This is a genomic window from Qipengyuania vulgaris, assembly GCF_009827325.1.
Taxonomy (GTDB): Bacteria; Pseudomonadota; Alphaproteobacteria; order Sphingomonadales; family Sphingomonadaceae; genus Qipengyuania; species Qipengyuania vulgaris.
In genome coordinates, this window is sequence record NZ_WTYC01000009.1 from 46,711 (window position 1) to 63,301 (window position 16,591).

The window sequence follows — 16,591 nt, forward strand, 5'->3', positions numbered from 1 at the left end:
GGAGGATATGGACACGGCGATCAAGACAATCGTCGTGCCCCACCTGCGCGCGATGGGCTTCAAGGGCTCCATGCCCCACTTCCACCGCCCGCGCGGAGAGGCGGTGGACCTGCTCTCCTTCCAGTTTCGCTCTGACGGAGGGGCCTTCGTGGTGGAACTGGGCCGCGTGGCTGCGGGCGGGTTCGATTTCCACGGCAAACACATCCCCGCCGCGAAGGCACAAAACCGCTACCTGAAAGAACGCCACCGCCTCGGCAGCGAACTGCGCGTGAATTATGGCGACCACTGGTTTGTGTTTTCAGGGCACGATGCGGACGAGGTTGCGCGGGAGGTTTGTGGGGCGCTTGACCAGGCGGAGGTGTGGGCGTTTGTGGATACGGTGGCGGTGCTTGGAGGGTGAGCGCTTGACGCGAACGAGCGCAGCGGTCACCGGCCAGCCGAGATCGAGATATTCAAGCTTTTCGAGCGAGCCGATTTCCTCGAGATAATCCTGGTTCGGCGCGCCCGCTGCCAATTCTCGCAGTCCGGTTCGCAATCCGATCCCGCGATGCGATGCCTTGTCGCGCCCGACATGCGCGAACTGCACATCCATCGGCAGGTCCGCTGCACTCATGAACGCGGGAACATCGGGCCGGCGCAAATGCATCCAGTGGCGGTAATGTTCGTTGAGATCCATCGTCGGATCCTGTCCTGATCTGATTGGCAAAGCGTAAATCAACCTTGCGGCAGCTTCACCACCGTTCCACATAGCCCCCATGTCCGCAGACTGCTGTTCCTCCAAGTCCACCGAACTGGAAAAGCTCGCGCGCCAGGCCGATCAGCGGCGCGTGCTCGTGCTCGTGCTGGCGATCAATGCGGTGATGTTCGTGCTCGAATTCGGGGCGGGGATCATTGCCGGGTCCGCCGCGCTGATGGCGGATGCGTCAGACATGCTGGGCGATGCCATCGTCTATGCGGTCAGCCTTTACGCGCTGGCGCGCAGCGACCGGTGGAAGGCCGGGGCGGCGATGCTCAAGGGCGTGGTCATCCTTGGCCTCGGCATCGGGATCGCGGTCAATGTCGTGCTCAAGATCCAGAGCGGGGTGCCGCCGTCCGCCACGCTGATGCTGGTGTTCGGTGCGCTTGCGCTGGCGGCGAACCTCGTCTGCCTGCGGCTGCTTACCCGCTTCCGCCATCAGGACGTGAACATGGCGAGCACTTTCGAATGTTCGCGCAACGATGTGATCAACAATTGCGGTGTGCTGGTGGCCGCGGGGCTGGTGTGGTGGCTCGCCTCGCCATGGCCCGACATCGTGATCGGCGTACTGATGGCGCTCATCTTCCTGCGCAGCGCCCTGCGCGTGATCGCCGACGCCGCACCGCAGCTTCGCGCCGCGTGAGGGCAGGTGAACGGTCCTTGTCCCGACAAAGTAAGGCCCGCCGCGGCAATAACCGGGGCGGGCCTGCTTGTGCTCTGGTGACGATCAGACCGGGGCGTTCATCGCGCCCATTTCCGCGTCGGGCAGGGCGGACAATTCCTCTGCACTCATGCCTGTCTGCACGTCCATGTCGTCGCTATCGGCGCGGGCGATGAGCCCTTCCGTCGGCACTTCGACCCAGCGATCGGGATCGGTGTCTTCCAGTTCGATGACCAGCCCGGTCACCATGCCAGCCGCATTGCGGCGGACCGCCTCGATATCGCCCAGGTCGGTCCCGTCGGCGGTGACCAGATCCGCGTCGAGCAGCTTCGCCTCGGTCATGCCCAGCGCGGCCACTTCGTTGCTGGCGGCATAGGCGCTCTGATCGGCTTCCCTTTCCACCTGTGCCTCCGCGCGGTCGGCTTCCTGCTCGGCCGGGGTTTCGCCGCAGGCGGCGATCAGGGCGCAGGCGGCAGCAAGGCTGGCAAAGGCGGTCTTGGGATGGTGCATGAAGGGTCCTTTTCGTGTTCGTTCATCCGTTCAATGCGTGCGGCAGGCCGCCGTTCCGAAATGAACGGATGGACGGGAACGCGGTGGTGCCCGGCAGAGTTTACCTGCCATGAAACTAATTGCCCCGCTCGCCGCCACGCTGGCCTTCGCCCTGACCGCCTGTGCCACCACCCCTGCCGCTCAGGACATGGTCACCGTCACTGGGGAAGCGACCTACCGCGAACGCATTGCGCTGCCGCCCGAAGCGGTGATGACCGTCCGGATCGAGGACGTGTCGCGCGCTGGTGCCCCGGCCCCGGTCCTGGCGGAGGAAAGCTATCCCGCCGAGGGGAGTCAGGTACCGCTGCCCTTTGCCGTGGAGGTTCCCCGCGCGGCGCTGAAAGGCGCGGTCAGCACCTCCGCACGTGTGCGGATAGAGGATGCAGATGGCCGCCTGATGTGGATCACCGACACCCATACCCCCGTGACGCCGGTAGCAGGGGAAGCCGGCATCGATCTGGGCACGCTGGTGATGGTCCTCACGCCGGGCTGAGGCGAAAACGCTTTCCTACAGGCGTGCAGCCGTGGCTCATCCTGCCGGATGACCGACGAACACGACCAGCCTTCCGCCCCTTCCGCTCCCACCAGCCCGCGCAGGCGAGCGCGTCAGGGCAATGCCGATTATCGCTGGACCGTGCCCAAGGTGCAGACCTTCCTGCGCGCGCTCGAACAATACGGGCGGGTGGCGGAAGCGGCGAGGGCAGTGGGGATGAGCCGGCAGGCGGCCTATTCCCTGCGCGCCCGGCTGGACGGGCCCGCCTTTCGCGAAGCGTTTGAGGGTGCACGCCGTACCGGCCTGCGCGCCCGAGCGGCGGCGAGCAGGGCGCGGCTGGAAGCGCAGCGTTCGCCGTGGGAAGGGCCGGGGCTGGAGACGCTCGACTACCTGCGCGCCGGGGCGTCTCAAGCTGACACTTCTGGCGGGCAAACAGGCACTGGCGGGGCGCGAGCTGACACCGACATGCGCCATACCGACCCGCGCCGCCCGCAAGCCGACGCCGATCGCCACAAGCCGACAACTTTTGCGCCTGGACGGTGTAACACCCGGTCCATGTCTTCGCCGCCTCTGCGACGGGAAGGAGCTGATCGGAGGCTCCGGCGGAACATTGGCCCGCGCCGGAGCTTGGTTGGACAGGCACACCCCAACCCATGGAGAGCATCATGTCCGTTGCCAAAGTCACCGAAGTCATTTCCTCCTCGACCGAAAGCATCGAGGACGCCGTCCGCCAGGGCGTGAAGCGCGCCTCCAAGACCATCAGCGGGATCGAAGGCGTGTGGGTCAAGGATACCAAGGCGCAGGTCTCGAACGGCGAGATCACCGAATGGCGCTGCACGCTCAAGATCACCTTCGTGGTCAACGACTGAGCGAAGCGGAAGGAACACGGGCCGTGGCCGATCTCTACTTGAAGAACCTCGAATCCGAACGGCGCCAGCTCTGGGCGACAGCGCGCCTTAAGGGCCTGCCCAAGGATACGCCCGAACGCCGCCGGATCGCCGAGATCGACGAGGCGATTGCCGCGCACAAGGCAAAAAAAGTGGGATGACCTGCGCTCAGCGCAAGGCAGTCAGCACCCGGTCGAGCGCTTGCAGGAAGCGGGACCTGTCGGTCTTGGAGAAGGGCAGCGGGCCGCCCCCGCTTGCTCCCAGCGGGCCGTCCATCCCGGCGCGCAGGTCTTCCATGATGGCGCGCGTTGCGACGGCGCTCCCGATGCTCGCCGCGTCGAACGGCTTGCCGTTGTGGGCCAGCACCCGCGCGCCCGCTTTCAGGCACCGTTCGGCCAGCAGTATGTCCGCGGTCACGACCACGGTGCGCGGCCCAGCGGCCGCGGCGATCCAGTCATCCGCAGCGTCGAAACCGTCGGACACGACCACCCGCTGCACCTGCTCGTTCACCGGCACGCGGAAGAGGGAGTTGCTGACCACGCGCACCTGCGCCCCGAAGCGTGCGGCGACGCGGTAGATCTCTTCCTTCACCGGGCAGGCGTCGGCATCGACCAGTATCGTGGCGGGGCCGGCGGCAGAGCTGTGGGCATCGGTCATGGCCCACACCTAGCGCGCCTTCGCGGCGCGCTCCAGCTTTGGACTTAGCTGTTCTTCATGTTCTCCAGACCGCGGATCGCGCCGGGCTTGAGGCTGGGGTTGGAGGCGTTCTGCTTGGGCCCCTTGTCGGCCTTCGGCTTGCGTGCTTCGCGGCTCTTGCGTTGTTGACCCTTGGCCATGTTAGGTTCCAGTAAGGGCGGAATGCCCCGCGCGGTCCATACGCCCTTTCGGGCGAACGCCTGCATCAATTCGCGGAAGAAACACCATGACCCAACCGTTCAAGTTCCTCGCCCCCGCCGCCGCACTGGCCTGCATGTCCTGCGTCCAGGCCGATGGCGAACCTGCCGAACCCGCGCCGGTCCTCTCCAGTGAGCGTGCGTGCTTCTCTTCGAGCCAGATCAACGGCTATTCCAAGGCGCCGGACGGGCCGGACGGCGACCGGCTCTACGTCAGGACCGGTGCCAGCGAACGCTTCCTGCTCGAAACATGGGGTCCGTGCCCGGATCTCGACTGGACTTTCCGCATCGCCATCGATTCCCGCTTCACCGGCAATCTGTGCACGGGCGACACTGCAACCGTGTTCGTCCCCAGCAGTGCCAGCGGAGTGACGACGCGATGCACCGCCCGGGTCCTGGGCAAGGTGGCCGACTGATCCGCCGGCCGATGCTCCTCCGGTTGGAAATGTCGGCGACGCGATTTCCGAGCCGGAAAGGGGAAACCTAATTCTCAGCGCCCCGTTGATAGGGAAAGGCGTAAAACAAGGAGAAGCCCGCCATGCAGGTCCAGTTCAATTCCGACAGCAGCGTCATGGGTACGGAAAATGTTGCCGAGCGTATCGAAGCGAACGTGCGCAGCAAGCTTGCGCGCTTCGAGGATCGACTGACACGGGTCGAGATCCATGTGCGCGACGAAAACGGCGCCAAGGGTGGAGGCGACGACAAGGCTTGCACCATCGAAGCGCGCCCACGTTCAGGCAAACCCATCAGCGTGACCGAACACGACTCGAAAGTGGACGACGCAGCGAGGAAGGCGGTCAATACATTGGCGCAGCGCCTGGAGCGTACTTTCGGCAAGGAGCAGCGCCACGCGCACGATCCTCGCCCCGAAAAGATTCTCTAGGGGATTGGGATCCGGCCCGGCGGTTCAGCGGAAGTGTTGGGCAGCGCGAAGACATCCTGCTGATCGTAGTCGCGGACCCCGTTTTTTCGGTCGAAGAGCAACCCCACTACCATGGCGGTCATTCCTGGGATCGCCCAAGATGCTGTGGCAAGATAAAGCACCGGCGCGCGCGTCGGGCAATATCAATGCGCAAAAGCCGTGTCTGCCCCAACCGCCACATTCTCGCCTTTATCGGAACATTGCCGAGAGCGTCACTCTCGCGATATCGCCTATTCCGGCTTATCCATTCCCAAGGAACGATACGATATGAACAAGTTGAGCATTGTACTCGCCTCTGCCGCCTCGCTGGCGATCGCCGCCTGCGCAGAAGAAACCGCAGAGCCGACCACAGAAGATACTGCCGCCATGAACGACCAAATGGCGAATGAGACTGCCGAAGCCGGCACCATCGTCGAAGTGGCTCAGGACAACCCCGATTTCTCGACGCTGGTGAGCGCCGTGACTACTGCCGAGCTGGGCGAAACGCTCTCGGGTGAAGGCCCCTACACCGTCTTCGCGCCGACGAACGCCGCCTTCGAAGCGGTTGACCAGGCGAGGCTCGAGCAGCTGATGAGTGAAGAAGGTCGCGAAGATTTGACCAACATCCTGACCTACCACGTGGTGGAAGGTGAAACGATGGCGCAGGCCCTGACTGAGGCCATCGAAGGTGCTGGTGAGGAAGGCTACGAGCTGACCACTGTCAACGGTGCTACACTTACCGCAACCATGGAAGGTGGCAATGTCGTCCTGACCGATGCTGCAGGCAATACCGCGACCGTAACCGCGACCGATGTCGACGCTTCGAATGGCGTGATTCACGTAATCGACACAGTCCTGATGCCGTCCTGAATTAATACGGAAAAAACAGGAAAAGGCGGCCCTTTGCGGGGCCGCCTTTTTCGTTTTCGTCGGCATTGAGGTCAGTAGCTCCAAACTAGGGCAAGAGGGCGGATTAGGCTTCAGTTACGTCGGGCAAGTGCGGCTGCTACATTGACCGTCTTGGAATTGCCGATCCTCGGTTCTGCGGCAGTTCGATCGGAGCTTTCTGCGACTTCGAGTTCGGCTGGCTCGGCCAAGACCATGGGAGCTTCAGCGCGGGTAACGCGCTGCAAGACCGGATCGTGGATCTCTTCGACTGGGCGAGAGTGCCCATCCGCGCGCCCTCCGGTGTAAGCCAGCAAAGCCTCTTCGCGCGCAATCCTTTCGGGGCTGGCTGTCTCGTAAAAATCATAGCCTGCGTTCATATCCACGGATTGGTCGCTGCGATCGTCCCACCACATATTGCCGCCACGATCGTGCAGCCGGCCGTGCAAAGCGAGTTCCGCCACTTCGATAGTGCCTTCCGGTGTTTTCAGTGGGTAATGGTCTGGGGGGCGAGTGGTATGGCGCAAGGCATCGTTGGACGCGTTAATGATCGGTGCCTCAGGCAGGGTATCACCGTGTCCCTCTTTGAGGACCGGACTGTCGCCGATGGTCGCGCCGCTTACTGCTCCTGCGATTGCCACAACTGCCACTGCGCTCAGGATTTGGGGAGCGAACTTCATCATCTGTCTCCGCAAGGATCGTTTTGAAAAGGCAACGCACATTTCGGCTGCCCAGTTCCCTCGGGGGCGTGCCGCCATCGCCTCCGGGCAGATCCGTCGCCGATCGCCACAACAAAAGTGAGGGAGGGAACAGTTAATGGGATGGTGAGGAATGCGCGCCATAATTCCCGGCCAGACCGGGACTAACGCACCAGGGGCAAGATGCACGAATTACAAAGCCAGTTCGCCGCGCAAGAAGGCGAGGCAGCATGGACTGCCGTGATGCATGAACACTTTAATGCCGGACAACTGGATGAAGCACAGGAATACCTCGCGGCGCAGCTTGCCGCGCTCGATACCGAACTGGCTACGAGATGCCTGATCGACGAGCCCGACCGCGTAAAAATCACTGGATGGGACGAGCTGTGCGAAGCGATCGAACTCCACGAGGGAGACCGGATCACCGGTGTCACGCTGGCCATCGCGAACGAAACGGATCGCGCCTTCGAGAAGGGTCAGGTGCATCACCCCTATATGATGCTGGGCCTCTACACTGACGAACCATTCGCCTTCAGCCACGCCACCAGGGGTGCCTTGGTGGAACAGACCGCCGCGGAGGAAGGCCCTGCATGGGCAGGCTATGACGAGGATATCGAAGTGTTCCTCGAATGCGAGGGACTCGATGCGATCAACACTGCGCTCGTCCATCATAAGGAAAGGCACTTCTTCAGGGACGATGCGCCCGATCACGCGCCCCGGCGGTACGTGGAATATGTCCTCGCCTGCTGGTGGCGCGCGCTTCTATTCCACCGCGCTGTGGAGCGCATCTGCAAGGATAAACCGTTGCCTAACCATGTGCCGGTTATTGCTGGCATGGTCGACATGAGACCTGACGCAGTGGCTGTGCATGGACTGGTGGACGGCGACCGTACGGCAGCTCCGAAGCAGGTCGAAGGGCCGCAGATGGCGGAAATGCTTCCGGAGAGCATGATCACCCGCCGCGAAGTCGAGGAAGTCAAGGAGCCTCCCACCGGCACCAATCTTCGCCGCCGGATTTCGGAGACGGTGCAGGAGGAAGAGCCCAAGAAGAAAGGGCTGCTGGCACGGATTTTCGGGCGCGGCTGACGCGAGGTGGCGATCGGGGCGCTTCGGGGCTCCATCAGCTTGGCAGGAACGCCAGAAACCGTTGTTCATTTCCTGCCGATCGGCAAAAGATAGACAGTAGGGCGCGGAACGGATTATTCTTTCTGCGATATACTAACATGCGCGGCAAGAGACGAACCGTCTATCAATCCGTGAAGCCGGGAACTGCCCGGCACTAACTGTCTTTTCGCGGCGATCACTTGGGAAGCAAACGATGAAACGCTCCATTATCCGACTGGCGCCCGCGCTCCTGCTGGGCGCCTGCCAACCGGGCGAGGATACTGCCACCGGCGCGCCTGCACAGGCATTTGACGGCATCGCCTCGGAAGAGACCATCTATCTGACCGGAACGGAGCCGTTCTGGGGCGGCGAGATCACGGGCTCGAAAGCGCAGTACTCGACTCCGGAAAATCAGGATGGGACAATGTTCGAGGTCGAGCGGTTCGCAGGAAACAACGGACTGGCCTTTACCGGGCAGATTGACGGCGGAAATTTTGACCTCATGGTTACGCCAGGAGACTGTTCCGACGGGATGAGCGACCGGAGCTATCCGTTCACGGCCACGCTCAAGATCGGCGAAGAGCAACGCAATGGTTGCGCCTGGACCGACCGCCAACCTTTCACCGGTCCGGAAAGCCCATGATGGCGGGTGCGGCCGTGGCGTTCCCGAACCGGCAAAGTGGCACTATATTTCCGTGCGATCCATTTCCCGGTCGCCATAAGAGTCTCACCTGATGGCTGGTGCGCGGTAAATGAGTCACATTCCCTACTGGCCCCGCTGGTTAGGATTTGTAGGCCTGTTGCCGCAGTTCGCCTGTTTGGCGGCGGTTATGTTCGGACCGGATGAATGGAAGAGCACCGCATCCGCCATTGCCGCCATCTATGCCGGATTGATCTTTACCTTTCTGGGAGGAGCATGGTGGGGGATCGCTGCGGGCGCACCGGCGGCTGAACGGCGCGGCGGACTGGCGTGGCTCTGGATCGCAGCAGTTGTTCCAAGTCTGGTCGCATTTGGCTGTCTCGGCGCATGGGCTGGCGACGTGCTGCCACTAGAACCTGTCCTCATAATGCTCGGTTCGGGGCTCCTGATCGCGCTGGGCGTCGATTCTCGGATCGGATCGCTCGGTCCGCGCTGGTGGATGAAATTGCGCGCGCCTCTCTCGATAGCGCTGGGCGTGACGACTATGCTTATCGCACTGGTCTAGGCTTCGACACCGGCCCTCGTCAGCTCGGGCTTCAGTCGTCCGGTCAGCCAGAGCCACCACATCTTGAAATCCGCGCCAAGGCTCCACAGCGGATAGGTGAAGGTTGCAGGGCGGTTCTTCTCGACCTTGAAATGGGCGATCCAGGCAAAGAAGTATCCCGCCACCGGCAGGATGGCCAAGAGCCAAGAGGTCCCGCTCAGGAGCGCGCATATCCCCAGCAGGACGACCAGCGTGGTCCCGATATAGTGGAGTACCCGCGTGCGCGGCTTGGAGTGTTCACGCAGGTAAAAGGGCCAGAACTCTGCAAATGTCGTATAGGTCTTCGCCATCGGCCGATTGTGGTGGCTGACCTGCTTGGCGGTCAAGTGGTTTGCGAGCAGCCCGGCTCAATAGAGACCGGGGTTCTCGCGCTGCGCTGCATTCGACATGGCGGGTTGCAACAATTCGTGCTGCGCACTTTCCGCCCGTAGGGTTCCGTCCTTGGCCGCCACTCCGATCGGATTGCAGGTTCGGCCAGCGATGAAATCCAGCGCGACCGACACCGATTGTTCGTTCGGATCGCCTAGTTGATCGAAGATGTCGTCATTCGCGCGGCAGGTGTTGGGCATCACGCTGGCAAGGCCATCGAAATAGTCGCCTTGGCCATTCGCGTTGACGGTCTTGAAGGTGACAGCGCGCAAGCGATCATCGCATGCAGATCGGTCGAATGCGAATTGGCCCACCGGTTTGCCAAAGGTATCGGTGCCCACCAGCGCGATATTGTCGCCAAGATAGGGAATCATGGAGTTGGTTACCAATTCGCTAGCCGACGCAGTGCCCCCACGTCCGATAACGGCGAGTTTCATTGTGCGTATTTGCTGCGGCTGGTTCTGGAAAAGTGTTGTGCTTTCCTCTGCCGATTTGGAAGAACGCAGCTTGGTTTCTGAGAAAGTCTGGCCTTCGAAACCTTCGCCCATAAGGTCGCCAAGCAATTCCGCTACCGAGACAAGCCCGCCACCATTGTAGCGCAAATCGAGAATTACATTGGTAATGTTTTGGCTTCGGAAGCTCTCAAAAGCCTCACGAAGCTGAGGCCCGGCGTCCTGCACGATGAAAGTCCGCAGGTTTACATAACCGACCCTTCCGCCTGCACCATCGTCAAGTATCTTTACGCCATAGCGGTCAGAGATTGGATCCAGCGAAAATTCAGCTTTCGTCACGCTAACCGTTTGCTCAACTCCCGAAGTGTCCCGGATGACAAAGCTGCGCGTCACGCCGGGATTGTTGGGGCCGAGAGCATCGCTCACTGCCTGAGGTCCGCCCGTCGCCATCAGAGTTGATACCGATTGGCCACCGATCTGAAGAATCTCGGTTCCCCGATCAAAGCCCTGCGGAAACGCAGGAGCATTTTCGAACACTTCTGCCACGTAAACCCGGTTGTTGCCTACATCGTAGATCAGTCGTATCCCGAAACCGGCGTTCGATCCGCTGTTGATCAGTTCGTTCTCTTCCTCGATCGAAGTTATATACGTGAAGCCGCGATCTTTGTTTTCTGCGCGTGCTTCCGCAACAAGAGCATCAATGTAGCTTTGCAAATTGTTAAAGTTGGCTTTGTTGACCGAGGTGGAGAGCAGGTCCGGGAACAGATACCATTCCTGCAAGACGCCCAGGGCCCAGTCCTGCCGTGCTGAAAGAGAGCAGTCGGGCGCATTACCGACACCGCTCCCTCCGCCGTTGCCGGCATTGCCTCCCGACCCTCCGCCGCCACATGCAGCGAGCGAGAATGCGAGCGTTGCGGATAAAGCGGTGCGACCCAATTTCACGGCAGTTCCTCCCCAGGATGGACGCAAGTGTGTTTGCATCTAGCGTATACGCTAGGAATGACCAATTAATCGCGCGTGAGCAAGGGACTTTTCCCTCCCGGGCCCACCGTGCGGCTGCCGTAACGGAATTTGGTGGAAAACCACGATGAAACGAACGAAAAACGGTGCAAATTCATCGGTAAGGCATGGTCTTTGTCCTGAGGCTATGCCTAGGCTGCGCTCTTGTCAGGCGTAAATCGCCCAAAGTCTTGGATGGAGCAGCTTAGTTGAGTACCGGAATGCCAGAGTGGATGCAGCAAGCAATCGGCGGGGAGGCGAAGGGTTCGCTGACCTTCGCGGCCGTTGCAGAAGAAAAGGATCTCCGCAAATCCGGCTTCGCGCTCTCCAGCCCGGCTTTCCGGGATGGGGGTGAACTCGATCCAAGCTTTACTGCGGTCGAAGACGATGCAGTCGCCCCTCCGCTCGAATGGACCGCGCCGCCTCCCGGCACGCAGGAACTGGCACTCGTGGTCGAGGATGCCGAAGACGGCAAGGTACATTGGCTGGTCTGGGGGCTTAAACCTCAAAAGGGCGCATTGTTCGAAGGCGAAGCGCCTCCGCGCACCGGGAAAAACGCGGTCGGCAATTCGGAATGGCTCCTTCCCGATCCGCCTCTGGGCGTACAGCATCGCTATATTTTTCAGCTTTATGCACTCGACCTCCCGCTCACCCTAATGCCGGGCGCGGGTTACGAAGAATTGCTGAAGCAGATCAAGGGACACGTCACAGCCGCCGCGATCCTCACTGCCCGTTTCGAAGGGCACGAGGTCGTGGAGCTGGACGCGGAAGACTTCGATATCGAAGACTAATTATAAGCATAGCCAACTGAAAGGAACCTGAAATGGCTGGCAAGAACAACGCACTGCAGAAGCCGGTGAATCTCTCGCCGGAACTCGAGAATGTGGTCGGCAAGGGTCCCATGACCCGCGCGCAGGTCACCTCGAAGGTCTGGGATCACATCAAGGCGAACAACCTTCAGGACTCGAAGGACAAGCGCATGATCAATCCCGACGACAAACTGAGCGCAGTGATCGGCAAGGAGCAGATCTCGATGTTCAAGATGACCGGTGCCGTTTCGAAGCACATGTCGTAAACTTCAGGTGCGGCGGCGCCATGGCCAGTCCGTGACGCCGCCGACCCACAGCGCCAGCCAGACAAGCACTGGTTGTGCGACCATACGCGGCAGGTGATAGACTAGCCCCAAGCCCCCATCGTTGCGCGCCATGTCGAGCGCGAAATGGTTGATGTTGGCGGGGAACACGCAAGCCGCATAAAGCGCCAGGCCGATCGCGCCGGCTTTCCTTAAATTGACGCTCCAGGGCTGGAGCAGCGCTGCCGCGCCGATTAGTTCGGCTATTCCCGTCCAGAAAACCACGCTCTCCGCGGCCGGCACCCACCCCGGCATGATCTCCATAAATGGTCGTGGGGAAGCGAGATGGATATACCCGGCGACAGCGTAGAATATCGCCAGCAGCCACCGGAAGATCGCACGGGTCACTCCTGTGACACTTCGACGCCGTTCCAAAACGCGATGTGATTCTTGATATGTGCGGCGTCCGGCTTGGGATCCGGATAATACCACGCGGCGTCCGCATTGATGGCGCCGCCTGCATTGACCGAGTGATACTGCGCGGTGCCCTTCCAGGGACAGACGCTGGTCCTCTCGCTAGGTACGAGGGAACTCCGCGCAACGTCGGAAGGCGGGAAATAATGATTTCCCTCGACCACCACCGTATCGTCGCTCCGGGCGATCTCTTCTCCATTCCAGCGCGCCACAACGGTCATGTGCAGTCCCTTTCTTTCGATGAATCATTCGCTAGAACAGCCATCGAAGACTGTTCCAGTTCCAGCGAGGAGAAATTCGTGCCTGCCATTCGTCCCTACATCGGTGTTGCCGCCCTGGCCCTGCTTTCTTCCCCGGCCCTTTCGCAGCAATCGCCCGAAGCGACGGCAGAGGCCGCGCTGGAGGCTGCCCCCGTGTGGGACGGGCATAACGACGTTCCGATCCAGCTGCGCGCACGTTTCGGGAATGTCATCAATGACTTCGATTTCGCCGATACGCTCGACACTGCAGAGGGAGAGCGCAACGCCATGCACAGCGATCTTGCCCGCCTCGACAGGGGACAGGTCGGAGCCCAGTTCTGGTCGGTCTACGTCAGCCCCGCTGGAGAAGAGCCGCTGGCAGTGCAGCAGACCATCGAACAGATCGATGTGACGAAGCGCCTGATCGCGCGCTATCCATCCGACCTGCAACTGGCTCTGACGGCAGACGATGTCGAGGAAGCCATCGCGAATGGCCGGATCGCCTCGCTGCTCGGAATGGAGGGCGGTCACTCGATCGGCAACAGCCTCGCCGTGCTGCGCCAGATGTACGATCTGGGCGCACGCTACATGACCCTGACCCATGGCCGCACGCTGGACTGGGCCGACAGTGCGACCGATGCCCCGAAGCACGACGGGCTCAATGCATTTGGTATGGATGTAGTCCGCGAAATGAACCGCATCGGCATGCTGGTCGATCTCAGCCATGTGAGCGAGGCAGCGATGCACGACGCGCTGGATGCGGCCCGCGCGCCCGTGATCTTCAGCCACTCCGGCGCCCGCAGTGTTACGGGCCACCTTCGCAACGTACCCGACGGTGTTCTCGAGCGCCTGCCCGAAAATGGCGGGGTGGTGATGGTGGTCGCGCTTCCGTGGTTCATCAATGAGGACCTGCGAAGTCATTCGGCTAATCGCACGGCGGAGCGTGCGCGATTGGAAGCGCTTTATCCGGGACTTCCTGACGAGGTGGAGGCGCAATTGGCGAAATGGGATGCGGAAAACCGTGAGCCGGTTTCCACCATCTCCGACATGGCCGATCATATCGATCACGTACGGGACGTCGCAGGGATCGACCATATCGGGATCGGCGGCGACTATGACGGGATGCCGCATGGACCTTCTGGAATGGAGGATGTCAGCGGTTATCCGGCGCTGTTCACCGAACTCGCGCGGCGCGGCTATTCGCAGGAAGATCTCGAGAAGGTCTCCATGCGCAATGTGATGCGAGCCATGCGAGAGGCGGAGGCTTATGCGCAGAGCCAGCGGGGTGCAATGCCAATCGAATATCCGGCGGGGGAGCCGCGCAGCGAAGCTGGCTAGCGGGGCTCGGCGTCGTCGCCTTCAAGTTTGCCCAGGACGCGAACGAAGAAAGCCGTGGACCAGCCTAGCAGGATCACCCCCATAACGCCTTCGAGCGCCGCGACCATGCGCCATTGGTCATGGATGGAAGCATCCGAATAGCCGATCGTCGCATAGCTGATGGTCGAGAAATAGAGGGCTTCGCTGAATGAATGGAGCGCGCCTAGATAATCGTAGAGGAAGGCAAACAGCCATATCTCGATGAAATGGATGAAGATGATCGCGAACACCGCCAAGAGGGTGAAGAGAGAGCCGGTGAAGGATAAAGGCCTCAGGTGGCTTACCCGTTCGCTCATCCTGTCCCGGGTTACTACTCGCTGGATTGTGAACAGTCCGAGGCCGTGAATAATCACGCAGATCGCGATCATCGCCGCTCCGATCAGAAGCTGATCGTTGAATGTTGCATTGAATACCTGGGTATTGTCCGGCAGGCTGTTGGTCACATCCGCTCCTGCGTCAGCGGACAGCGTTCCCCTTCGTAGAAGGCCTCGAGGGCATCGGCGAAGACCTGTGAATCCTCATCGTCGCATGCGCGCTCGAACAGGGTCATCGAACTCCGGAATTTCATCGCGTCGACATCGCCCAGGATATCCTCCGCGCTCATCGTGCCGGCCCATTCCAGCATCGCTTCTGTTGCCTCGAACAGGCGCGGACCTAGCTCTTCGTGCTGGCAATAGGCGCGGGCCTCATCGAGATCCGCGAGCGCGTATTTTTTCGCCTTTGCGCTTGTCCCGAGACCATCGATCTGTGGGAAGATGAACCACATCCAGTGGCCCTTCTTCTCGCCCTCGGCGATCTCCTCGAGCGCCTGCTCGTAGGTTCCGCCGTCCTGCGCCTTGACGAAGTGGCCGAAAGTGTCGTCGCTAGACATGGGTTTAAACCGTGATTGGCAGTTCTTCAGCTATCGCCATCGACGTGATCGGGAAGGCCCTCGCGATCGGTGGAGGCGAAATCTTCCAGCTCGTCTTCGGACATGCTCTCATACATCTGCTTGGATGCGCCCTGCAGCTCCGATACTTTCGTGTCGCCGCGCTTGGCGGAAAGAGCCGCTCCGGCGGCTTTCTGTTGCGCTTTCGATTTTGCTGGCATCAGCTTTGCTCCTTCAACTCGCTTCCGCGCTTGAGCACCTCCTCACCGTCTTCCTGCTTGATGAGGTAAGCCGGGTTGTCGGCGTCACCGTTCTTGGTGACTTCACTGCCTTGGAGGGTGCGCGTCACTTCACGCTCGAAACGCTCCTTGATCTGGCCCTTGCCCGTGCCATTCCCCCAATTCCATTCGACATACTGGCTTGTCTGGAAACTGTTCGAATTGCTCATGCGGCCTCTCCGGTATCAGTTCTCGACGACTTCGAGGCCATCTTCGGTAGTGGTCTGATCTTGTGGGGCTGCGACGGTGTCGTCACCCAAATCGGTCTGAGGGGTGTCGGTACCGACGATGCTGTCAGTGGTGTCGCCGTCCGATTCCATCGACTGGATTTCGCCTGAGACGGTCGCTTCCTCTTCGACATCGCCTTGCATCATCGCTGGGATAATCCAGGTGATCGACAGGAGTAGTATTGCGAGCACTAGGCCGCCGAGCAGCACCCAGCGTACGACACCTTCCTTGGAGCCGCCACTTGCCTCTTCTTCGTCCAAGTGGACGTGGCCATTTTCAGTGTGCATCACAAACCTCCCTGCGAAAAATCAAGTTCGCAGGGTTTACGCGCGTTTGTGTGGAATGTTCCTACGCGTCAGTCGCGCAGCAGGTCGTTGATGCCGGTTTTCTCGCGAGTTTGCGCGTCTACGGTCTTCACGATGACCGCGCAGGCAAGGCCGGGCCCGCCGTCCTTGCCCGGCATGAATCCCGGCACCACAACCGAAAAGGGCGGGATATGGCCGCGGATGACCTCGCCACTATCGCGAAACACGATCTTGGTCGATTGGGTGATGAAGACGCCCATGGCGACAACGCTGCCTTCGCCGACGATCACGCCCTCGACGATCTCGCTGCGGGCACCGATAAAGCAATTGTCGCCGATGATCGTCGGGTTGGCCTGCATCGGTTCGAGCACGCCGCCAATGCCGGCGCCAGCAGAGATATGGCAGTTTTCGCCGATCTGCGCGCAACTGCCGATGCTGGCCCATGTATCGACCATCGTGCCCTTGCCGACATAGGCACCGATGTTGACGAAACTGGGCATCAGCACGCAGCCTGGGGCGATATAGGCACCTTCGCGGGCCACGGCGCCGGGAACTACGCGGAAGCCGGCTTCGCGGAAACGTGCATCGTTCCAGCCAGCGAATTTGCTCGGCACCTTGTCGAACGCAGGATTGCCCGCGCTGCCACCGTCCATCACGCGGTTGTCGTTGAGTCGAAAGGAAAGCAGCACCGCTTTCTTGAGCCACTGGTTCACTGTCCAACCGCCCTTGCTGTCGGGTTCCGCCACGCGGCCTTCGCCGCTATCGAGCAGCTTGAGTGCTGCCTCCACCGCCTCGCGCACATCCGCGCTTTGCGGCGTGACATTGGCGCGGTCTTCCCACGCGGCTTCGATGCGGTTTTCGAGATCGGCGCTCATGTTG

At 61.1% G+C, this 16,591-nt stretch carries 30 protein-coding genes; 14 read left to right on the forward strand and 16 right to left on the reverse strand.

The features are described 5' to 3' along the window. Nucleotides 1-7 precede the first annotated feature (7 nt). A complete protein-coding gene (locus GRI69_RS13755; protein WP_160728848.1) occupies nucleotides 8-400 on the forward strand; it encodes a DUF4304 domain-containing protein in 393 nt (130 codons plus the stop codon). Here GRI69_RS13755 and GRI69_RS13760 read toward each other — a convergent pair. Beyond that, nucleotides 299-676, reverse strand: coding sequence for a hypothetical protein (locus GRI69_RS13760; RefSeq protein WP_160728849.1), 378 nt, complete (start codon nucleotides 674-676; stop codon nucleotides 299-301). The two genes, GRI69_RS13755 and GRI69_RS13760, sit on opposite strands and share 102 nt — an antisense overlap. A gap of 79 nt (nucleotides 677-755) precedes the next feature. Here GRI69_RS13760 and GRI69_RS13765 point away from each other — a divergent pair, with 79 nt between their 5' ends. Next, nucleotides 756-1,379, forward strand: coding sequence for a cation diffusion facilitator family transporter (locus tag GRI69_RS13765; RefSeq protein WP_160728850.1), 624 nt, complete (start codon nucleotides 756-758; stop codon nucleotides 1,377-1,379). 84 nt (nucleotides 1,380-1,463) lie between these two features. On the opposite strand, the gene GRI69_RS13770 is transcribed toward GRI69_RS13765, so the two are convergent. Further along, nucleotides 1,464-1,907: a PRC-barrel domain containing protein gene (locus GRI69_RS13770; RefSeq protein ID WP_160728851.1), complete on the reverse strand. Its 444-nt coding sequence runs from the start codon at nucleotides 1,905-1,907 to the stop codon at nucleotides 1,464-1,466. Nucleotides 1,908-2,016: 109 nt separating this feature from the next. Here GRI69_RS13770 and GRI69_RS13775 point away from each other — a divergent pair, with 109 nt between their 5' ends. Beyond that, nucleotides 2,017-2,439 carry a YbaY family lipoprotein gene (locus GRI69_RS13775; RefSeq protein WP_160728852.1) on the forward strand — a complete coding sequence of 141 codons (423 nt, stop codon included), beginning with the start codon at nucleotides 2,017-2,019 and terminating at the stop codon, nucleotides 2,437-2,439. Between the two features lie 36 nt (nucleotides 2,440-2,475). On the opposite strand, the gene GRI69_RS13780 is transcribed toward GRI69_RS13775, so the two are convergent. Beyond that, nucleotides 2,476-2,952 (reverse strand): hypothetical protein, encoded by a 477-nt coding sequence (locus GRI69_RS13780; protein WP_160728853.1) that lies wholly within the window; start codon nucleotides 2,950-2,952, stop codon nucleotides 2,476-2,478. Between the two features lie 152 nt (nucleotides 2,953-3,104). Here GRI69_RS13780 and GRI69_RS13785 point away from each other — a divergent pair, with 152 nt between their 5' ends. Together GRI69_RS13785 and GRI69_RS15895 are read left to right on the forward strand one after the other, a co-directional pair. After that, nucleotides 3,105-3,308, forward strand: coding sequence for a dodecin family protein (locus tag GRI69_RS13785; protein ID WP_160728854.1), 204 nt, complete (start codon nucleotides 3,105-3,107; stop codon nucleotides 3,306-3,308). Nucleotides 3,309-3,331: 23 nt separating this feature from the next. Continuing rightward, nucleotides 3,332-3,487: a hypothetical protein gene (locus GRI69_RS15895; RefSeq protein ID WP_337191076.1), complete on the forward strand. Its 156-nt coding sequence runs from the start codon at nucleotides 3,332-3,334 to the stop codon at nucleotides 3,485-3,487. Between the two features lie 7 nt (nucleotides 3,488-3,494). Here the strand turns inward: GRI69_RS15895 and GRI69_RS13790 are convergent, their stop codons facing one another. Then, nucleotides 3,495-3,983 (reverse strand): YaiI/YqxD family protein, encoded by a 489-nt coding sequence (locus tag GRI69_RS13790; RefSeq protein WP_160728855.1) that lies wholly within the window; start codon nucleotides 3,981-3,983, stop codon nucleotides 3,495-3,497. Between the two features lie 44 nt (nucleotides 3,984-4,027). Beyond that, nucleotides 4,028-4,162, reverse strand: a complete 135-nt coding sequence (locus GRI69_RS16300) for a hypothetical protein (protein ID WP_272916481.1) — start codon at nucleotides 4,160-4,162, stop codon at nucleotides 4,028-4,030. Nucleotides 4,163-4,248: 86 nt separating this feature from the next. On the opposite strand from GRI69_RS16300, the gene GRI69_RS13795 reads away from it, so the two are divergent. The 3 genes from GRI69_RS13795 to GRI69_RS13805 all read left to right on the forward strand — a co-directional run bounded on the left by GRI69_RS13795 (nucleotide 4,249) and on the right by GRI69_RS13805 (nucleotide 5,990). After that, nucleotides 4,249-4,635: a DUF6491 family protein gene (locus GRI69_RS13795; protein ID WP_160728856.1), complete on the forward strand. Its 387-nt coding sequence runs from the start codon at nucleotides 4,249-4,251 to the stop codon at nucleotides 4,633-4,635. Between the two features lie 122 nt (nucleotides 4,636-4,757). After that, entirely contained in the window at nucleotides 4,758-5,102 is a 345-nt protein-coding gene (locus GRI69_RS13800; protein WP_160728857.1) for an HPF/RaiA family ribosome-associated protein, read from the forward strand. A gap of 306 nt (nucleotides 5,103-5,408) precedes the next feature. After that, nucleotides 5,409-5,990 (forward strand): fasciclin domain-containing protein, encoded by a 582-nt coding sequence (locus GRI69_RS13805; protein WP_160728858.1) that lies wholly within the window; start codon nucleotides 5,409-5,411, stop codon nucleotides 5,988-5,990. A 110-nt stretch (nucleotides 5,991-6,100) separates the two neighbouring features. Here GRI69_RS13805 and GRI69_RS13810 read toward each other — a convergent pair whose 3' ends face one another. After that, nucleotides 6,101-6,685: a hypothetical protein gene (locus GRI69_RS13810; RefSeq protein WP_160728859.1), complete on the reverse strand. Its 585-nt coding sequence runs from the start codon at nucleotides 6,683-6,685 to the stop codon at nucleotides 6,101-6,103. A gap of 201 nt (nucleotides 6,686-6,886) precedes the next feature. Here GRI69_RS13810 and GRI69_RS13815 point away from each other — a divergent pair, with 201 nt between their 5' ends. The 3 genes from GRI69_RS13815 to GRI69_RS13825 all read left to right on the forward strand — a co-directional run bounded on the left by GRI69_RS13815 (nucleotide 6,887) and on the right by GRI69_RS13825 (nucleotide 9,012). Beyond that, nucleotides 6,887-7,789 (forward strand): hypothetical protein, encoded by a 903-nt coding sequence (locus tag GRI69_RS13815; protein ID WP_160728860.1) that lies wholly within the window; start codon nucleotides 6,887-6,889, stop codon nucleotides 7,787-7,789. A gap of 232 nt (nucleotides 7,790-8,021) precedes the next feature. Next, nucleotides 8,022-8,450 (forward strand): COG3650 family protein, encoded by a 429-nt coding sequence (locus tag GRI69_RS13820; protein WP_160728861.1) that lies wholly within the window; start codon nucleotides 8,022-8,024, stop codon nucleotides 8,448-8,450. A 109-nt stretch (nucleotides 8,451-8,559) separates the two neighbouring features. Further along, on the forward strand, nucleotides 8,560-9,012 hold the full coding sequence (locus GRI69_RS13825; RefSeq protein WP_160728862.1) for a DUF3429 domain-containing protein: 453 nt from the start codon (nucleotides 8,560-8,562) through the stop codon (nucleotides 9,010-9,012). Here the strand turns inward: GRI69_RS13825 and GRI69_RS13830 are convergent. Beyond that, nucleotides 9,009-9,341, reverse strand: coding sequence for an Mpo1-like protein (locus tag GRI69_RS13830; protein ID WP_160728914.1), 333 nt, complete (start codon nucleotides 9,339-9,341; stop codon nucleotides 9,009-9,011). The two genes, GRI69_RS13825 and GRI69_RS13830, sit on opposite strands and share 4 nt — an antisense overlap. Nucleotides 9,342-9,398: 57 nt before the next feature. Further along, a complete protein-coding gene (locus GRI69_RS13835) occupies nucleotides 9,399-10,814 on the reverse strand; it encodes a S41 family peptidase (protein WP_160728863.1) in 1,416 nt (471 codons plus the stop codon). A 266-nt stretch (nucleotides 10,815-11,080) separates the two neighbouring features. Between GRI69_RS13835 and GRI69_RS13840 the strand changes: the two genes are divergently transcribed. Further along, nucleotides 11,081-11,662 carry a YbhB/YbcL family Raf kinase inhibitor-like protein gene (locus GRI69_RS13840; protein WP_160728864.1) on the forward strand — a complete coding sequence of 194 codons (582 nt, stop codon included), beginning with the start codon at nucleotides 11,081-11,083 and terminating at the stop codon, nucleotides 11,660-11,662. A gap of 32 nt (nucleotides 11,663-11,694) precedes the next feature. Then, nucleotides 11,695-11,946: an SWIB/MDM2 domain-containing protein gene (locus tag GRI69_RS13845; protein WP_160728865.1), complete on the forward strand. Its 252-nt coding sequence runs from the start codon at nucleotides 11,695-11,697 to the stop codon at nucleotides 11,944-11,946. A 3-nt stretch (nucleotides 11,947-11,949) separates the two neighbouring features. On the opposite strand, the gene GRI69_RS13850 is transcribed toward GRI69_RS13845, so the two are convergent. Together GRI69_RS13850 and GRI69_RS13855 are read right to left on the reverse strand one after the other, a co-directional pair. Next, a complete protein-coding gene (locus GRI69_RS13850; RefSeq protein ID WP_160728866.1) occupies nucleotides 11,950-12,351 on the reverse strand; it encodes a DoxX family protein in 402 nt (133 codons plus the stop codon). Continuing rightward, the gene (locus GRI69_RS13855) at nucleotides 12,348-12,638 is read right to left on the reverse strand and encodes a DUF427 domain-containing protein (RefSeq protein ID WP_160728867.1); all 291 of its coding nucleotides are present in this window, start codon (nucleotides 12,636-12,638) and stop codon (nucleotides 12,348-12,350) included. The genes GRI69_RS13850 and GRI69_RS13855 overlap by 4 nt, the downstream gene beginning before the upstream one ends. A 78-nt stretch (nucleotides 12,639-12,716) precedes the next feature. Here GRI69_RS13855 and GRI69_RS13860 point away from each other — a divergent pair, with 78 nt between their 5' ends. Beyond that, complete coding sequence (locus tag GRI69_RS13860) at nucleotides 12,717-13,994, forward strand: dipeptidase (RefSeq protein ID WP_337191077.1); 1,278 nt, start codon at nucleotides 12,717-12,719, stop codon at nucleotides 13,992-13,994. Here the strand turns inward: GRI69_RS13860 and GRI69_RS13865 are convergent. The 6 genes from GRI69_RS13865 to dapD form a co-directional block, all read right to left on the reverse strand. Beyond that, a complete protein-coding gene (locus GRI69_RS13865) occupies nucleotides 13,991-14,476 on the reverse strand; it encodes an ion channel (protein ID WP_160728869.1) in 486 nt (161 codons plus the stop codon). The two genes, GRI69_RS13860 and GRI69_RS13865, sit on opposite strands and share 4 nt — an antisense overlap. Beyond that, on the reverse strand, nucleotides 14,473-14,904 hold the full coding sequence (locus GRI69_RS13870) for a DUF1810 domain-containing protein (RefSeq protein WP_160728870.1): 432 nt from the start codon (nucleotides 14,902-14,904) through the stop codon (nucleotides 14,473-14,475). The genes GRI69_RS13865 and GRI69_RS13870 overlap by 4 nt, the downstream gene beginning before the upstream one ends. Before the next feature lie 26 nt (nucleotides 14,905-14,930). Further along, entirely contained in the window at nucleotides 14,931-15,122 is a 192-nt protein-coding gene (locus GRI69_RS13875; RefSeq protein WP_160728871.1) for a DUF3008 family protein, read from the reverse strand. Continuing rightward, the gene (locus tag GRI69_RS13880; protein WP_160728872.1) at nucleotides 15,122-15,349 is read right to left on the reverse strand and encodes a hypervirulence associated TUDOR domain-containing protein; all 228 of its coding nucleotides are present in this window, start codon (nucleotides 15,347-15,349) and stop codon (nucleotides 15,122-15,124) included. Before GRI69_RS13880 ends, GRI69_RS13875 begins: the two co-directional genes overlap by 1 nt. Nucleotides 15,350-15,364: 15 nt before the next feature. Continuing rightward, nucleotides 15,365-15,694: a hypothetical protein gene (locus tag GRI69_RS15900; RefSeq protein ID WP_202392038.1), complete on the reverse strand. Its 330-nt coding sequence runs from the start codon at nucleotides 15,692-15,694 to the stop codon at nucleotides 15,365-15,367. Nucleotides 15,695-15,762: 68 nt separating this feature from the next. After that, complete coding sequence (gene dapD, locus GRI69_RS13885) at nucleotides 15,763-16,587, reverse strand: 2,3,4,5-tetrahydropyridine-2,6-dicarboxylate N-succinyltransferase (protein WP_160728873.1); 825 nt, start codon at nucleotides 16,585-16,587, stop codon at nucleotides 15,763-15,765. Nucleotides 16,588-16,591 lie beyond the last annotated feature (4 nt).

Coding starts and splice junctions, on each gene's coding strand:
- GRI69_RS13755 (WP_160728848.1), top strand. CDS start 8: ATGGACACGGCGATCAAGACAATCGTCGTGCCCCACCTGCGCGCGATG.
- GRI69_RS13760 (WP_160728849.1), bottom strand. CDS start 676: ATGGATCTCAACGAACATTACCGCCACTGGATGCATTTGCGCCGGCCC.
- GRI69_RS13765 (WP_160728850.1), top strand. CDS start 756: ATGTCCGCAGACTGCTGTTCCTCCAAGTCCACCGAACTGGAAAAGCTC.
- GRI69_RS13770 (WP_160728851.1), bottom strand. CDS start 1,907: ATGCACCATCCCAAGACCGCCTTTGCCAGCCTTGCTGCCGCCTGCGCC.
- GRI69_RS13775 (WP_160728852.1), top strand. CDS start 2,017: ATGAAACTAATTGCCCCGCTCGCCGCCACGCTGGCCTTCGCCCTGACC.
- GRI69_RS13785 (WP_160728854.1), top strand. CDS start 3,105: ATGTCCGTTGCCAAAGTCACCGAAGTCATTTCCTCCTCGACCGAAAGC.
- GRI69_RS13790 (WP_160728855.1), bottom strand. CDS start 3,983: ATGACCGATGCCCACAGCTCTGCCGCCGGCCCCGCCACGATACTGGTC.
- GRI69_RS16300 (WP_272916481.1), bottom strand. CDS start 4,162: ATGGCCAAGGGTCAACAACGCAAGAGCCGCGAAGCACGCAAGCCGAAG.
- GRI69_RS13795 (WP_160728856.1), top strand. CDS start 4,249: ATGACCCAACCGTTCAAGTTCCTCGCCCCCGCCGCCGCACTGGCCTGC.
- GRI69_RS13800 (WP_160728857.1), top strand. CDS start 4,758: ATGCAGGTCCAGTTCAATTCCGACAGCAGCGTCATGGGTACGGAAAAT.
- GRI69_RS13805 (WP_160728858.1), top strand. CDS start 5,409: ATGAACAAGTTGAGCATTGTACTCGCCTCTGCCGCCTCGCTGGCGATC.
- GRI69_RS13810 (WP_160728859.1), bottom strand. CDS start 6,685: ATGAAGTTCGCTCCCCAAATCCTGAGCGCAGTGGCAGTTGTGGCAATC.
- GRI69_RS13815 (WP_160728860.1), top strand. CDS start 6,887: ATGCACGAATTACAAAGCCAGTTCGCCGCGCAAGAAGGCGAGGCAGCA.
- GRI69_RS13820 (WP_160728861.1), top strand. CDS start 8,022: ATGAAACGCTCCATTATCCGACTGGCGCCCGCGCTCCTGCTGGGCGCC.
- GRI69_RS13825 (WP_160728862.1), top strand. CDS start 8,560: ATGAGTCACATTCCCTACTGGCCCCGCTGGTTAGGATTTGTAGGCCTG.
- GRI69_RS13830 (WP_160728914.1), bottom strand. CDS start 9,341: ATGGCGAAGACCTATACGACATTTGCAGAGTTCTGGCCCTTTTACCTG.
- GRI69_RS13845 (WP_160728865.1), top strand. CDS start 11,695: ATGGCTGGCAAGAACAACGCACTGCAGAAGCCGGTGAATCTCTCGCCG.
- GRI69_RS13855 (WP_160728867.1), bottom strand. CDS start 12,638: ATGACCGTTGTGGCGCGCTGGAATGGAGAAGAGATCGCCCGGAGCGAC.
- GRI69_RS13870 (WP_160728870.1), bottom strand. CDS start 14,904: ATGTCTAGCGACGACACTTTCGGCCACTTCGTCAAGGCGCAGGACGGC.
- GRI69_RS13875 (WP_160728871.1), bottom strand. CDS start 15,122: ATGCCAGCAAAATCGAAAGCGCAACAGAAAGCCGCCGGAGCGGCTCTT.
- GRI69_RS13880 (WP_160728872.1), bottom strand. CDS start 15,349: ATGAGCAATTCGAACAGTTTCCAGACAAGCCAGTATGTCGAATGGAAT.
- GRI69_RS15900 (WP_202392038.1), bottom strand. CDS start 15,694: ATGCACACTGAAAATGGCCACGTCCACTTGGACGAAGAAGAGGCAAGT.
- dapD (WP_160728873.1), bottom strand. CDS start 16,587: ATGAGCGCCGATCTCGAAAACCGCATCGAAGCCGCGTGGGAAGACCGC.